The organism is Bradyrhizobium daqingense, from assembly GCF_021044685.1.
GTDB classification, from domain to species: Bacteria; Pseudomonadota; Alphaproteobacteria; order Rhizobiales; family Xanthobacteraceae; genus Bradyrhizobium; species Bradyrhizobium daqingense.
The window spans coordinates 5,869,209-5,883,060 of record NZ_CP088014.1; the positions used below are offsets into that span (position 1 = coordinate 5,869,209).

Below are 13,852 nucleotides of genomic sequence, written 5' to 3' on the forward strand. Positions count from 1 at the left end.
GCCCCAATCCCTGCCCTGCTCTCTCGTTCCTATCGGCGCCATCCGGTGCAGTGCGAAGAATTTGCGCGCGCCGATAGCAACCATCGTTCATTCCTCGACTTAGATGCCACGTGGTCGAGCCCGGAGGACGAACGATGAAGGCGCTGGTCTGGCATGGCAAAGAGGACATCAGGTGCGACACGGTCACCGATCCGGAGATCCAGGACTCGCGCGACGCCATCATCAAGGTCACGAGCTGCGCCATTTGCGGATCCGACCTCCACCTCTTCCACAATTTCATCCCGGGCATGCTGCCCGGTGACATCATGGGCCACGAGACGATGGGCGAAGTGGTCGAGGTCGGCTCCGGGGTCAATGGCAAGCTGAAGAAGGGCGACCGCATCGTGGTGCCCTTCACGATCATCTGCGGCGAATGCGACCAGTGCAAGCGTGGCAATTTTTCCGTTTGTGAGACCACCAACCGCAAGCGGCATCTCGCCGACAAGGTGTTTGGGCACACCACCGCCGGCCTGTTCGGTTATACGCATCTCACCGGCGGCTATCCCGGCGGCCAGGCCGAATATCTGCGCGTGCCCTATGCCGATGCCACGCACATCAAGGTCCCCCCTGGCATTCCCGACGAGCAGCTGCTGTTCCTCAGCGACATCTTCCCGACCGGCTGGCAGGCCGCGGTGCAATGCGACATCGAGCCGACCGATACAGTCGCGATCTGGGGCTGTGGGCCCGTCGGGCAGATGGCGATCCGCAGCGCCATCCTGCTCGGTGCCAACCAGGTGATCGCGATCGACTGCCTGCCCGAGCGGCTCAGCATGGCGGAAGCCGGCGGCGCCACCACGATCAATTTTGAGACCGAGAGCGTGCTCGAACGGCTGAAGGAGCTGACCGACGGCAAGGGACCGGAGAAGTGCATCGATTGCGTCGGCATGGAAGCCCACGTGATGGCGTCGCTGCCCGACACCCTGCTCGACCGCGCCAAGCAGATGGTGATGCTGGAAAGCGACCGGCCGCATGTGCTGCGTGAGATGATCTATGTCTGCCGGCCCGGCGGCATCATCTCCGTGCCCGGTGTCTATAGCGGCCTCTCCGACATGCTGCCGATGGGCGCCTTCATGAACAAGGGCCTGACGATGCGCACCGGCCAGACCCACGTCAACCGCTGGACCGACGATTTGCTCCGACGCATCGAGGAAGGCGAGATCGATCCGTCGTTCGTCATCACCCACACCGTCCCGCTCGAGCAGGGACCTGAGATGTACCAGGTGTTTCGCGACAAGCGCGATTCCTGCGTCAAAGTCGTGTTGAGGCCCTAAAGGAGCAAGCCATGTTTCATTTCTCCAACATCGTGCGCACCAAGGGCGATCCGAAGATCGTCGAGGGCGGGCCGAGCCTGAAGCGGCCGGAAGACCAGCTCGCGCGTGCGCTGGGCTGGTTCAGCATCGGTCTCGGCATGGTCGAGCTGTTCGCGCCGCGACGTGTCACGGAGACGCTGGGCATGGAAGGCCGCGAGACGCTGGTCCGCACCTTCGGCGTGCGCGAGATCATGGCCGGGATCATGTCACTCTCGGTCGAGAAGAATGCCGGCCTGTGGGCACGCGTCGGCGGCGACGGCCTCGATGCCGCCGCGCTGCTCTCGGGGCTGACGGCCGACAACCCCAAGAAGGGCAATATCGCGCTGGCGCTGCTGATGGTCGGCGGCATCGCCATGCTCGACTATCGCGCCGCGCAGGACACCAAGCCGCGGCGTCCGCCGCGCGAAGCCCGGCGCAAGCTCTATCCGACCCGCAGCGGCTTCCCCAAGGGGATCGAGAACGCCAGGACCGCGGCAAGGCAGATCGCAGCGCCTGCGGGGAACAGCGAGGTCAAGCAAAGCGATGAGCGTCGAGTCCCGTGACGAAGCTGCGTGGTGGCAATCCGCCGTCATCTACGAAATCGCGCTGATCTCCTTCCAGGACTCCAACGGCGACGGCAAGGGAGACCTCGCCGGGCTGATGTCGCGCATCGATTACCTGAGATGGCTCGGCATCGACGCGGTGTGGCTGACGCCGGTCTACAAGAGCGCGTTCCGCGATCTCGGCTACGACATCTCCGACTATTGCTCCATCGATCCTGCCTTCGGCAACCTCGATGAGTTCGATCGCCTGCTCAAGGCCCTGCATCAAGCAGGCATCCGCCTCATCCTCGACCTCGTTCCCAATCACACCGCGAACGATCACGCATGGTTCGTCGAGAGCGCGAGCTCGCCCAACAGCGCGAAGGCCGATTGGTACATTTGGGCCGATGCGGCCGAGAACGGCGGCCCACCCAACAATTGGCTGAGCCGCTTTGGCGGCAGCGCCTGGGAATGGTGCGAGGCGCGGCGGCAATATTATTATCATTCCTTTCTGGTCGAGCAGCCCGATCTCAACTGGCGCAATCCGGACGTGCGTGCCGCGATCGCCGATGTCATGCGCTTCTGGCTCGACCGCGGCGTCGATGGATTCCGCGTCGATGCCAGCGCGGTCCTGATCAAGGACGAACTCTTGCGCGACAATCCGCCGAATCCGCAAGCCCAGGGCAAGCCGCCGCCGCAGCGTCACACGCCCGTCTTCACCGACGACCGGCCGGAGACGATGCACTGCATCGAATTCATCCGGGAGGTCATCGACAGCTATCCGGACCGGATGCTCTGCGGTGAGGTCCAGGGCAAGACCGATCGCATTGGGCACTTCTACAGCAATGACCGGCCGCGCCTGCACCTGCCGCTCAATTTCGCCCTGCTCGACTCGAAATGGGATGCGCTGTCGCTGCAAGCGACGATCGATGCGTATTTCAACGCCATCCCCGAACGTGCCTGGCCGGTCTGGGTCATCGGCGGCCACGACAAGCAGCGGATTGCGAGCAAGATCGGCGCGGCGCAGATGCGCGTGCTGGCGATGCTGCTGATGACGCTGCGCGGAACGCCGTTCTTCTTCATGGGCGACGAGATCGGCCGCAAGCGCGTTCCGATCCCCTCTGACCGCGTCCGCGATCCCTTCGAGAAGCTCGTGCCGGGCTATGGCCTCTGCCGCGATCCCGAACGCGCACCGATGCGCTGGGACGACAGTCCGAACGGCGGCTTCACTGGGGCTGACCCATGGCTGCCGCTGGAGCCGCCCGATGGCGCGGCCAACGTCGCCGGCCAGCAGCGCGACGAACGCTCGGTCCTGGCCCTGTTTCGCGCGCTGATGGCACTGCGCCGTGAGCATGCGTGTTTGTGTGAGGGCGGTTACCAGGCGCTACGATCTCAGCATGACGTTCTCGCCTACAAGCGGATAGGCCGCGGCGGCGAGATGCTGATTGCGCTGAACATCGCGTCTGAACCGCGGAAATGGCACTGGCAAGGTCGCGGCCGCCTGCTGATGTCCACACATCTCGACCGAACGCCAGAGCCGCTGCCTGACGCGACCCTCCTGCTGCGCGGCAACGAAGGCGTGATCATTGTGCTAGAGCCTCGGTAATTCCGGAAGGAACCATCGGCGCGTGACGGAGTCTCATCCACCAAACTGCGCCCCGGCGCTCGCCCCTTCCAGGCGTCGGGGCCACAGCGTCGGCATGGAGACTGACCATGAGCAAGACGAAGGGATTACGCCAGCGGATCGTCGGCAAGGCGAAGCAGGCCGTCGGCGAGATCATCGGCGACCAGGAGCTCCACGAGGACGGCAAGGCCGAGGCGGAACGCAGCCGTGAGGAGCAGGACAAACCCAGCGAGCTCAACCCGCTGAAGAAGCTCAATCAGCTCACGTGAGCGATGGCGCGCACTCCGCGCTTCCCGATGCAGGCCCGCGCACCGACAGCGGCGCCCTGCCGCCGGCAAGGTCCCGGCGGCGCTCGCGCTGGATGGCCGCAGCCGCGCTCGGCCTGATCAGCAGCACCTTCTCCACCATCGTCAGCCAGCTCGTCGCCGCGCGCATCGGCCGCGATGCGGCGGTCGACTGGATGACGGTTGCCGCCATTCCCGCGCGCGATTGGGCCATCAGCGCCGAGCCGTCGTGGAGCGCGATGCTGGCCGGCATCACCTTCCACCAATGGGCCGATTTTTCCTGGGCGCTGGTCTTTTTCGGCGTGCTCGGGCGCTGGACCGCCGATCTGCGGCCGCTGACGATCCTGCTGCTCGCGCTGCCCTGGGCGGTGTTCACCTCGAGCGTGGAATGGTTCGTGCTGGTGCCGCTGTTTCCCTTCTGGCAACCGCTGTTCACATTGCAGCAGCCCTACTGGATGGGACTGCTCGTGCACGCCTCATCCGCCGTGATGTATCCGCTGTTCACTAGGCTGCGCTGGAGGCGCGGCGCCGCACCGGCGCGGGACATCCGTTTCACCAATGCGTGGGTCACCGGCGCTCTCGCCGCAATCGCGCTGGCCGGAACGGTCGCACTGTTCGGCAACCGTGGTTATGAACCGCGATGGCTGGGCCATGACAGGGATGCCGACCAGACCTATATCCGCCATATGACCGCGCATCACGTTCAGGGCATCGAGCTTGCGCGCATGGGTGCGGAGCGCGCGCAGGATCCGCATCTGGGAAAGCTCGCGATGCTGATGATCGCGAGCCAGACCGGCGAGAACCGGATTTTTGAGAACTGGTGGCTGAGCTGGTTCGACACCGAGATGCCGGATTGCAGCACTGAAGAACGCGCGGCCATGCCGGGCATGTTGACCCAGGCCGAAATGCGGCAGCTCAGGACCATCGCACCGGAGCGGTTCGACGCCGCCTTCATCGAGGCGATGACGCGGCATCACAAGGGTGCGGTCAAGATGGCCGACGGCATGTGGCGCAGCCGCGGCGATCTGCGTCTGCGCGTCATGGCACACGCCATTCGTCATGAGCAGCAGGGCGAGATCGCCTTGATGCAAGGTGTCAGCGGCGTTGCCGCGGTGCGCGCGGCGTTCCGCAACATGCTCAGCGACAACGTCAACTGACGGACTGGCGCCTATTCGCGCCAGAACTCCTCCAGCTCCTCGGCGGTCACGAGGTCGACCTGACCGTGAAAGCGGGTGCGGTACATCGTCATCAGCGCATCGTGCCCGACATCGGACGAGCTGCACAGCGCGTCCTCGACGATCACGATCCTGAAGCCGAGGTCGACTGCGCTCAGCACCGTCGAGAGTACGCAGACATCGGTCTCTGCGCCTGAGATCACGACGGTGCCGACCTTCTTCTCGATCAGCAGGCTCGCAAGTGCGGGATTGCTGAACGCAGAATAGGCCGGCTTGTCGATGACGGCCGCCGGAGGAACGAACCTGTTGAGGGCCGGCACCAATTCGAGTGCGGATGGTGGAAGATGCCTGCGGGTTGCCTGGTGCCAGCGCTGGAAATAACGCTGCCACTGGCCCGGCCGGTCTTCCGGATCCTGCGGCGTGATGAAGCGCGTGAAGACCGTTCTGATGGGATGGCGGGACACGATCGTGGCGATGGTCGGCAGCACCCGCTCCATCCATGGCGTCGCCCAGAGTCCGCCGGGAGCAAAAATGTTCTGCATGTCGATGCAGAGGTGAACCGCATTCCTGATCTCGGCAACATCCGACGCGCTGTCTCTCATCGTCCTCCACCCGTCCACCGCTTGGACCGCCCGCGGTCAGCACGGGCCCCCGACTGCAATGCGTCCCGGCGATGGCCGTTCCTCATCAAGCCATCGTCGGACGGGGCGGCGCGCCCCACGAATCGATGGCCATCTCGCGCCGGAAGAACGTCGCGCGCGGTCAGGACCTGACAAGGCTGGTCCATTCCAGTCGACGTAAAAAACTGAGGGATTTCAATGTCTATAAGGCTTGGTGCGCTCGGAGGGACTCGAACCCCCACGGTGTTACCCACTGCCACCTCAAGGCAGCGCGTCTACCAGTTCCGCCACGAGCGCTAGGAGATGCCGGCCTGAGGCTTGAAGGCTGGCCGGATCAGCGGCCGCCGATCTAACAAATCCATCAGGGGGATACAAGCCTGCAAAGACCCCGAATTCCACAAGCTTGGCAGGAAATCTCCACCCGCCCGGATCGGCCCTATCGAAAGCCCAGACTTTGCCCGGGGCGGCTAGTCTAGCGCGTCCCCGGCGAGCGCGGCAGCATCTGCTTGACCTCGACCGCGATGCGGTTGCGATCGACCAGCACGACGCCTGAGGCGACCGGCAGATTGTTGGCCAAAACCTTGACCTCATCGGCCTCCGTTGCGTCCAGCTCGATGATGGCGCCGCGGGAAAGACGTAATACCTGATGGATCGGCATCGTGGTCGTTCCGAGGACGACCATGAGATCCACGGTGACTTTATCGAGAGTGGGCACTGTCAGGACCGCCGCAACGAAGGGACTTGAGCCAAGGGACTTAAGAAGGGACTTGGCATTTGCTCCCCTGATGATCACCACGTTATGGTTAGCCAATGGTTAATTCGCCTCAAAACGCCCGCCAAGACCTCGATTTGACGTCGTTTTCCGCCGCCGGCGGCGCGCCTGTCGAATGGCGAATCTCGGACGCTCCGGTGCCCTATCCGGAGGCCGTGGCCGCAATGGAGGCGCGCGTCGCGGCGATCGCCGCGGGCGAAGCACCGGAGCTGGTCTGGCTGCTGGAACATCCCCCGCTCTACACCTCCGGCACCTCGGGCAAGGAATCGGACCTGCTCGATGCCCGATTCCCGACCTTCGCGACCGGCCGCGGCGGCCAGCTGACCTATCACGGCCCCGGCCAGCGGGTGGCCTACATGATGCTCGATCTGAAGCGCCGCCGGCCGGACGTGCGGGCCTATGTCGCGAGCCTGGAAGAGTTGATTCTGCGGACGCTGGCCGCCTTCAACGTCCGCGGCGAGCGGCGCGAAGACCGGGTCGGCGTCTGGGTGAAGCGGCCCGACAAGGGCACCGATCACGAGGACAAGATCGCGGCGATCGGCGTCCGGCTCAAGCGCTGGGTCTCGTTCCACGGCATCGCCATCAATGTCGAGCCGGAGCTGTCGCATTTCGCCGGCATCGTGCCCTGCGGCGTCGTCGATCCCCGCTACGGCGTCACCTCGCTGGTCGATCTCGGCCAGCTCGTGACCATGGCCGACGTCGATATCGCGCTCCGGCAGGCGTTCGAGGACCTGTTCGGGCCGACCCGCGCGCTGTTGCCGGAAGGCATCGCCTGAGCTTCTGCATTCTTCGCGGAATCGGTTATGCTCGATTCCGGTGCCGCCCACGCCTCCCCCCTCCGCTGGGAAAGCAGACCTCATGCTGGGCGATTGATCATCGACCGACTGTTCGAGCACCAGGCATAAGGAGGGGTTGCGATCCATGCTCGCAATGGGAGGTTTTGACCATGAAGCTGTCTGCGCCGATCTATCATTTGAAACGCAAGGCGAAACGCCTGTCGCGTGAGGCAGGCATTCCACTCAACGCTGCGCTTGACCGCGTCGCCGCGACGGAAGGATTTTCCGCCTGGAGCATGCTTGCGGCGAAAGCGGCCGCGCTGACGCCGGCCAATCGGCTCTTTCCGCAACTCCGGCCGGGCGATCTCGTGCTGGTCGGGGCGCGCCCCGGCCAGGGCAAGACGCTGATGAGCCTCGAACTCGCGGTGGAAGCGATGAAGTCGGGCCATCGCGCCGCGTTCTTCTCGCTCGAATATACCGAGAGAGACGTGCTGGATCGCCTACGGGCGATCGGCGTGCGGCCGGCGCAGTTCGACAAGCTCTTCGAGATCGATTGCTCCGACGCGATCAGCGCCGATTACGTCGTGAAGCAAATGGCCGCAGCGCCGCGCAGCACATTCGTCGTGATCGATTATCTGCAGCTGCTCGACCAGAGACGGGAAAACCCTGATCTCACCGTCCAGGTGCGCGCGCTGAAATCCTTTGCGCGCGACAAGGGGCTGATCGTCGTCTTCATCTCGCAGATCGACCGGTCCTATGATCCCCAGGCAAAATCATGCCCTGATATCAGCGACGTTCGGCTGCCGAACCCGCTCGACCTGAAGCTGTTCGACAAGACTTGCTTCATCAACAACGCCGAGGTTGAGTTCCGCGTGACGAGTTGATGCGTCAGGCCGCGGGTGAGATTGTCCCCCCGCGGCCTGCAGCATCACGCCGCTTTCAGCGCAACCTCGAGCTTGCCGGCGATGTAGCGCCGCTCCTGGGTCAGGCCGCCGAAGCCGTAAGCGTCGCCCTTGACCTCGTCGACGTGCAGATAGGTCTCGGGATGGAGCGGTCCCAGGATCTCGGCCATGCGCTTGAACATGGCGGCGAGATAGGCTGCCTTCTCGTCCTTGGTGTTGGTGCCTTCGGTGACGTGGATGTCGATCCAATAGCTCGCGAGCTTCTGGTCGGCGAGCGATTGGCCGCCGGCGAACCAGTCGCCTGCCTCGACTGACTTCACGATGATGGCGGTGACCTTGGGATCCTTGTGCAGGATATTTGCGGTGAGCTCGGACACGGCGTTCGCGATGTCGGCCTTCAGCGACCGGGACTGGCGGGACGTGGTGTAGGACACGGTGATCAGGGGCATTGTCGTTCTCCTCGATATGCCGCGCGATGCGTGCGGCGTTGGGAAGAAGCTAGACCTGCCGCCATCATTTTGGTACCTTATCTCTACTGATACCAGTGATAACCTTTCATAATGACAGCCACACTCGACATCACCACCGTCCAGGCCTTCCTGCTGGTCGCCGACCTCCAGAGCTTCACCCGCGCCGCCGAAGCGCTCGGCACGACGCAGGCCGCCGTCAGCCTCAAGCTGCAGCGGCTGGAAACGCTGCTGGAGAAGCGCCTCGTCGAGCGCTCCCCACGCGCCGTCCGGCTGACCGCCGACGGCGCCGCGTTCGTCGATCGCGCCCGCGCGCTGATGACGGCGCACGATCTCGCACTGTCGGGCGACGCGCCGGCCGCGCAGTCGCTCTCGCTCGGCATTTCCGATCACGCTGCTGGGCCGGAGCTGGTGCCCCTGCTCGAACGTCTGCATGCGATGTCGTCGAACCTCACCCTCGCCGTCACCATCGGCTTCTCCCGCGAAATGCAGGATGCGTATGACGCGGGCGAGCTCGATGCGGTGATCGTGCGCCAGGAAGGCAGCCGCCGTGGCGGCGAGAAGCTGACTGAAGACGAATTTGGCTGGTTCGCCGCGCGACGCTTCACGCTGCCAAAGGGCGACGCGTTGCCGCTCGCGACGCTCGCCCCGCCCTGCGGCGTCCGCGCCGTCGCCGTGCGCGCGCTCGAAAAGGCCGGCCTCGCCTGGCGCGAGCGCTTTGTCGGCGGCGGCGTGACGGCAGTGGTCGCTGCTGCTCTCGCCGGACTTGCCATCGCACCACTGGCGCGGCGGATCGCGCCTGCCGGGCTGGTCGATATCGGCCCTGCGCACAAGCTTCCCAAACTCGGCAGCTCGAAGGTGATGCTACATTCGAAGGTCAGCGATCCCGCCAAACTCGTCGCGCTACGCGCAGTGGCGGCGACGTTCCGGAGCGTGGCAGCGTGACGCCGCGGACGATCACAGGATCGCCTCGAACGCGCTACGCAATGTCTCGTGGCGGAATACGAAGCCGCGGCTCAGTGCCTTGTTCGGCAGCACGCGCTGACCGCCGAGCAGCAGTTCGTCGGCAAAGCCGCCGCCGACCCGGCGCAACAGGCTGCCGGGAATACGAAATATCGCGGGCCGGTGCAGTCGGCGGCCGAGCTCTTCGGTGAATTTTGCATTGGTCACCGGGATCGGCGCGGTGGCATTGACGGGTCCGCTGAGATCGGGCGTTGCCATCACATAGGCGATCAGCCGGATCAGATCGTCGCGCTCGATCCAGGACATCCACTGCCGCCCGGTGCCGAGCGGACCACCGAGCCCGAACTCGAACGGCGTCAGCATGCGCGTGATGAAGCCGCCTTCGGTGCCGAGCACGAGGCCGATGCGTAAATAGACCACGCGGACGCCGAGCTCCTCCGCCGGCCGCGCCGCCGCCTCCCAGGCCGCGCACAGCTCGTGGCTGAAGCTGGCGTGGGACTTCGCCGATTCCGTCAGCACCTGGTCGGCCCACAGACCATACCAGCCGATCGCCGAGCCGCTGACGAGCACCTCGGGTTTGCGATCCAGCCGCGCGATCAGTTTCACGACCTCGCCCGTCATATCGACGCGCGAGCCGATGATCTTCGCGCGCTTCGCCTCGGTCCACAGCCCGTTGCCGATCGGCTCGCCGGCGAGGTTGACGATGGCATCGATCTGCGTGGCCGCGGCGAGCTGATCGAGACTTGTGATCAGCGTGACCGGCGGCGGCAGCATCTCGGCTTTCGCCGGATTGCGGATCAACGCGATGACGTCGTGCCCTGCCCCGCTGAGGCTCGCCGCCAGGCGGCTGCCGATGAAGCCGGTGGCCCCAGTGATCAGCACGGTCTTTCGGCTGGCGAGCTTCTCGACGAGCCCGTGCGCGGCAACGCTGCGCATGCGGCCAAGCCGGCGCATCGCCGCAAAGTCCCTGAGGCCGCACAGCGCCGCGCCGATCGCACAGGCGGTCGCGGCGATGCTGAGCAGGCCCTGATAGACGATGGTCGCGCCGAGGGGCCGCATCGCCCATCCGATCAGCACCGGCAGCAGCAGCACCAGGATGGCGCCGTAGTTGATCGCCAGCAGCGTGTGATTGATGCGCTCGCTCGGCGGCAGCTTCCGGCTCAGATCCTCCTCGACGAAATCCATCAAGGTGATGACGATCTCGGCCACCAGCACCGCGACGATCAGAAGCGCCAGCACACCGTAAACCTCCAGCCAGCCGAGCACCAGGAACAGCAGCGCATAGAGCATGTTGCGGATGCCGTGCAGCTTCAGCTCGAAGCGCTGCGACGGACGCCAGGCCAGGCGCTCGGTGAATTCATGGTGATAGAAGGTGTCGAACACGCCCATCGCGATCTGGATGGCGATGAGCGTCCACAGCAGCGGCGTCATGATACGGCCTCCCTGAACGAGGCGGACTGATGGATCAGCGCGCCGTAACGCGGATGAATGACATCGAGGGTGAAGCGGAAGGCGCCCTCACCGAGGTCGCGATGCGTAACGGTGAGATCGCCCGGCGTGAGCCATGCCGGCAGCGGGATCCAAAGATGTCCGAGCTGCAAGCCATAACCGGCGCTGCGGAAGGTCAGCGTCTCGCCTTCGACGGCGATGCGGAGGGCCATCGAGACGCCGAAACCGACATATTCTTCGAGCCCGGTCGGACCTGCGAAGCGCTTTGCCGAATGGATCACTTGCGGAAAGCCGCGCTTGCGCGCGCAGATGCGCGTCCAGGTCTGGCCGCCGGTTGCGCCGTCCTCGGTAACAGTCACGATCATGGGGACGCCGATGTCGCGACCGGTCGGCAGCGGCCCGCCGATCAGCTTTGCTGCTTGCGCCAACCACCAGCCGGGGTTGCTGAACGCGACCTCGTCGACGATTCCGACATAGACGACGCTGTCGCCGTCGGCGACACGCTTGGAAAAGCGCCGCCAGGTCGCGAGCGGCAGGCGACCCCAATCCTCGTCCGACAGCAGCGCGCGAAAGCGGCGATCGTCGAACAGTTTTGTGTGCGTGGAGGTCGATGCGCTGGAGCCTGATATTCGAGCCGACGTCATCGCACCCTCCTTGACGCTATTTGGCCTTGCCCAGCGGCAGCAGGTTGGCGACCTTCTCGCCAAGCCGCATCAAGGCGACCAGCCGCGGCCGCGGCACCTTCAGCATCTGCATGAACCAGTGGTCGGCGAGCTCGGTGAAGGCGAGCATTTCTTTCAGCCGCTTGCTCGCAACCGGACTGATGGTCGGATCATCAGCGGCATCGGACACGCAGGCCTGCAGCGCCGCGATCGCCGGATCGATCTCCCGCTCCTTGCGCCGCGCCGCGATCCTGGCGGCGACCTCCCAGACGTCGGTCTCGGCTTCGTAGTGGTCGCGGCGGTCGCCGAGAATCGGCACCCGCCGGATCAGATTCCAGGCCAGCAACTCCTTTAGCGAGTTCGAGACATTGGAGCGCGCCATGCCGAGCGTGTCGGCAATATCCTCGGCCGTCATCGGCGCCTCGGCCAGATAGAGCAGCCCATGGATTTGACTGACCGATCGGTTGACGCCCCACTCGTCGCCCATGTCGCCCCAATGCAGAATGAAGCGTTCGACCGCGGCGGGAAGTTTCTTCTTGCCGGTTATTTCTGTCATAACAGAAATATCTGACGATACTGACTTCCTGTCAAGTGCGACGGCCAGTTTGCGTGCGCCATATGATTGCCTAAAAATGTCCCAGACGGGGAACCATCCGGCGTCTCCGGCGTTTGCTCCCGTCGAGGCGGGGTCCGGGAATGGTTAAAAAGTCCAGTCAGCAGAGAGACTTGTTCGAGAGCGAACGCAGTTTCCGGCTGTTGGTTGAAGGGGTTGCGGACTACGCCCTCTACATGCTCGATCCCACCGGCATCATCACGAGCTGGAACATCGGCGGCGAGCGCATCAAGGGCTATTCGCCCGGGGAGATCCTCGGCCAGCATTTCTCCCGCTTCTACACTGAGACCGACCGCGCCAACGGAAAGCCCGCACGGGCCCTCGGCATTGCCCGCGAAAAGGGCCGCTATGAGGAGGACGGCTGGCGCGTCCGCAAGGACGGCACGTTCTTCTGGGCGAGCGTGGTGATCGATCCGATCTACGAGGACGGCCAGCTTGTCGGCTTCGCCAAGATCACGCGCGACATCACTGAACGCCGCAACACGCAGCTCAAGCTCGAGGCGATGCAGAAGCAACTCGCCGAATCCCAGAAGTTCGATGCGCTCGGCCAGCTCACCGGCGGAGTTGCCCATGACTTCAACAATCTACTGATGATCATCAGCGGCAGCCTCCACATGCTGAAGCGAGGAGGCAACGACGAGGCCAAGCTTCAGCGCGCAATCTCGGCCATCGACACCGCCACCAAGCGCGGCGCGGCGCTGACCAACCAACTCCTCACCTTCGCGCGGCGGCAGAGCGTTAACCCGCAGGCGATCGACTTCGCCGAGCGCATCGCGGCGATCCGCGAGGTGCTCGACGCCGGCGTCGGCAGCTCCGTGCGCCTCGCCTTCGACATCAGCGGCGACCTCTGGCCGGTCAGGACCGACGTCTCCGAACTCGAGACCGCGCTGCTCAACCTCGTCATCAATGCGCGCGACGCCATGCCCGACGGCGGCACTGTGACGATCGGCGCGCACAACATCGTGCTCGATGAGGCTCCCCTCACCGGCGACTTCGTCGCGATCGACGTCGCCGATACCGGCCTCGGTATTCCCGGTGACGTCCTCGACAAGATCTTCGAGCCGTTCTTCACCACCAAGCCGATCGGAAAAGGCACCGGCCTCGGCCTCTCCCAGGTGCATGGCTTTGCCCATCAGGCCGGCGGCACGATCAAGGTCGCAAGCGAGCTCGGCAAGGGGACCACCTTCACCATCCTCCTGCCGCGCGCGGACAAGGCGCCGGCGCGCGAGACGACCGGAGAGGCGTCGTTCCGCGGCAGCGGCACGGTGCTGCTGGTCGAAGACAATCCCGACGTCGCATCCGTGAGCGTCGGCCTGTTGGAACAGCTCGGCTACAGCGTGCGCCGCGTCGCCGATGCCGAGGCGGCCTTGCGCGAGATCGAAGCGGACGGCGTCGACTTCGTGTTCTCGGACATCGTCATGCCCGGCAAGATGGACGGGCTCAGCCTCGCCCAGCACCTGCGCCAGATCCGCCCCGGCCTGCCCATCCTGCTCGCCACCGGCTACAGCGAGGTCGCCGCCGGCGTGCGCGGCGATTTCCCGATCCTGCGCAAGCCGTACGAAATCCACGAGCTCAGCGAAGCCATCGCCAAGCTGCCGAGATGACTTCCTTCTTCATCTCTCGCCGCCGCGCCGGAGCAATCGCATATTGGAGCGATTTCGCCTCTGGCCATCCT

At 64.8% G+C, this 13,852-nt stretch carries 15 protein-coding genes and 1 tRNA gene; 9 read left to right on the forward strand and 7 right to left on the reverse strand.

The genetic code is table 11. The features are described 5' to 3' along the window. Nucleotides 1-134: 134 nt before the first annotated feature. The 5 genes from LPJ38_RS27900 to LPJ38_RS27920 all read left to right on the forward strand — a co-directional run bounded on the left by LPJ38_RS27900 (nt 135) and on the right by LPJ38_RS27920 (nt 4,935). Nucleotides 135-1,310 (forward strand): zinc-dependent alcohol dehydrogenase, encoded by a 1,176-nt coding sequence (locus LPJ38_RS27900; RefSeq protein ID WP_145629899.1) that lies wholly within the window; start codon nt 135-137, stop codon nt 1,308-1,310. Between the two features lie 11 nt (nt 1,311-1,321). Next, the gene (locus LPJ38_RS27905; protein WP_145629898.1) at nt 1,322-1,891 is read left to right on the forward strand and encodes a hypothetical protein; all 570 of its coding nucleotides are present in this window, start codon (nt 1,322-1,324) and stop codon (nt 1,889-1,891) included. After that, complete coding sequence (locus LPJ38_RS27910) at nt 1,872-3,476, forward strand: alpha-amylase family glycosyl hydrolase (RefSeq protein WP_145629897.1); 1,605 nt, start codon at nt 1,872-1,874, stop codon at nt 3,474-3,476. Before LPJ38_RS27905 ends, LPJ38_RS27910 begins: the two co-directional genes overlap by 20 nt. 107 nt (nt 3,477-3,583) lie before the next feature. Next, nucleotides 3,584-3,763 carry a CsbD family protein gene (locus LPJ38_RS27915; protein ID WP_145629896.1) on the forward strand — a complete coding sequence of 60 codons (180 nt, stop codon included), beginning with the start codon at nt 3,584-3,586 and terminating at the stop codon, nt 3,761-3,763. Nucleotides 3,764-3,855: 92 nt separating this feature from the next. Beyond that, nucleotides 3,856-4,935, forward strand: a complete 1,080-nt coding sequence (locus LPJ38_RS27920) for a DUF305 domain-containing protein (protein ID WP_145630163.1) — start codon at nt 3,856-3,858, stop codon at nt 4,933-4,935. A gap of 11 nt (nt 4,936-4,946) precedes the next feature. Here the strand turns inward: LPJ38_RS27920 and LPJ38_RS27925 are convergent, their stop codons facing one another. The 3 genes from LPJ38_RS27925 to LPJ38_RS27935 all read right to left on the reverse strand — a co-directional run bounded on the left by LPJ38_RS27925 (nt 4,947) and on the right by LPJ38_RS27935 (nt 6,288). Beyond that, complete coding sequence (locus LPJ38_RS27925) at nt 4,947-5,555, reverse strand: cysteine hydrolase family protein (protein WP_145629895.1); 609 nt, start codon at nt 5,553-5,555, stop codon at nt 4,947-4,949. Between the two features lie 230 nt (nt 5,556-5,785). Then, nucleotides 5,786-5,870 (reverse strand) — tRNA-Leu (locus LPJ38_RS27930). 175 nt (nt 5,871-6,045) lie between these two features. Next, nucleotides 6,046-6,288: a FliM/FliN family flagellar motor switch protein gene (locus LPJ38_RS27935; RefSeq protein WP_018647371.1), complete on the reverse strand. Its 243-nt coding sequence runs from the start codon at nt 6,286-6,288 to the stop codon at nt 6,046-6,048. 95 nt (nt 6,289-6,383) lie between these two features. Between LPJ38_RS27935 and lipB the strand changes: the two genes are divergently transcribed. Together lipB and LPJ38_RS27945 are read left to right on the forward strand one after the other, a co-directional pair. After that, on the forward strand, nt 6,384-7,121 hold the full coding sequence (gene lipB, locus LPJ38_RS27940; RefSeq protein ID WP_145629894.1) for a lipoyl(octanoyl) transferase LipB: 738 nt from the start codon (nt 6,384-6,386) through the stop codon (nt 7,119-7,121). A 170-nt stretch (nt 7,122-7,291) separates the two neighbouring features. Beyond that, nucleotides 7,292-8,005: a DNA helicase gene (locus LPJ38_RS27945; RefSeq protein ID WP_167520302.1), complete on the forward strand. Its 714-nt coding sequence runs from the start codon at nt 7,292-7,294 to the stop codon at nt 8,003-8,005. Nucleotides 8,006-8,049: 44 nt separating this feature from the next. On the opposite strand, the gene LPJ38_RS27950 is transcribed toward LPJ38_RS27945, so the two are convergent. Next, complete coding sequence (locus LPJ38_RS27950) at nt 8,050-8,472, reverse strand: tautomerase family protein (protein WP_145629893.1); 423 nt, start codon at nt 8,470-8,472, stop codon at nt 8,050-8,052. A gap of 111 nt (nt 8,473-8,583) precedes the next feature. On the opposite strand from LPJ38_RS27950, the gene LPJ38_RS27955 reads away from it, so the two are divergent. Beyond that, nucleotides 8,584-9,435, forward strand: a complete 852-nt coding sequence (locus LPJ38_RS27955) for a LysR family transcriptional regulator (protein WP_145629892.1) — start codon at nt 8,584-8,586, stop codon at nt 9,433-9,435. A 12-nt stretch (nt 9,436-9,447) separates the two neighbouring features. Here the strand turns inward: LPJ38_RS27955 and LPJ38_RS27960 are convergent, their stop codons facing one another. The 3 genes from LPJ38_RS27960 to LPJ38_RS27970 are packed head-to-tail and all read right to left on the reverse strand — an operon-like array spanning nt 9,448 to nt 12,120. Further along, nucleotides 9,448-10,884, reverse strand: coding sequence for a TIGR01777 family oxidoreductase (locus tag LPJ38_RS27960; protein ID WP_145629891.1), 1,437 nt, complete (start codon nt 10,882-10,884; stop codon nt 9,448-9,450). After that, nucleotides 10,881-11,546: a DUF4166 domain-containing protein gene (locus LPJ38_RS27965; RefSeq protein ID WP_145629890.1), complete on the reverse strand. Its 666-nt coding sequence runs from the start codon at nt 11,544-11,546 to the stop codon at nt 10,881-10,883. Before LPJ38_RS27965 ends, LPJ38_RS27960 begins: the two co-directional genes overlap by 4 nt. A 16-nt stretch (nt 11,547-11,562) precedes the next feature. Next, entirely contained in the window at nt 11,563-12,120 is a 558-nt protein-coding gene (locus LPJ38_RS27970; protein ID WP_145629889.1) for a GbsR/MarR family transcriptional regulator, read from the reverse strand. A 140-nt stretch (nt 12,121-12,260) separates the two neighbouring features. Between LPJ38_RS27970 and LPJ38_RS27975 the strand changes: the two genes are divergently transcribed. Beyond that, nucleotides 12,261-13,781 carry a PAS domain-containing sensor histidine kinase gene (locus LPJ38_RS27975; RefSeq protein ID WP_145629888.1) on the forward strand — a complete coding sequence of 507 codons (1,521 nt, stop codon included), beginning with the start codon at nt 12,261-12,263 and terminating at the stop codon, nt 13,779-13,781. Nucleotides 13,782-13,852: the final 71 nt, after the last annotated feature.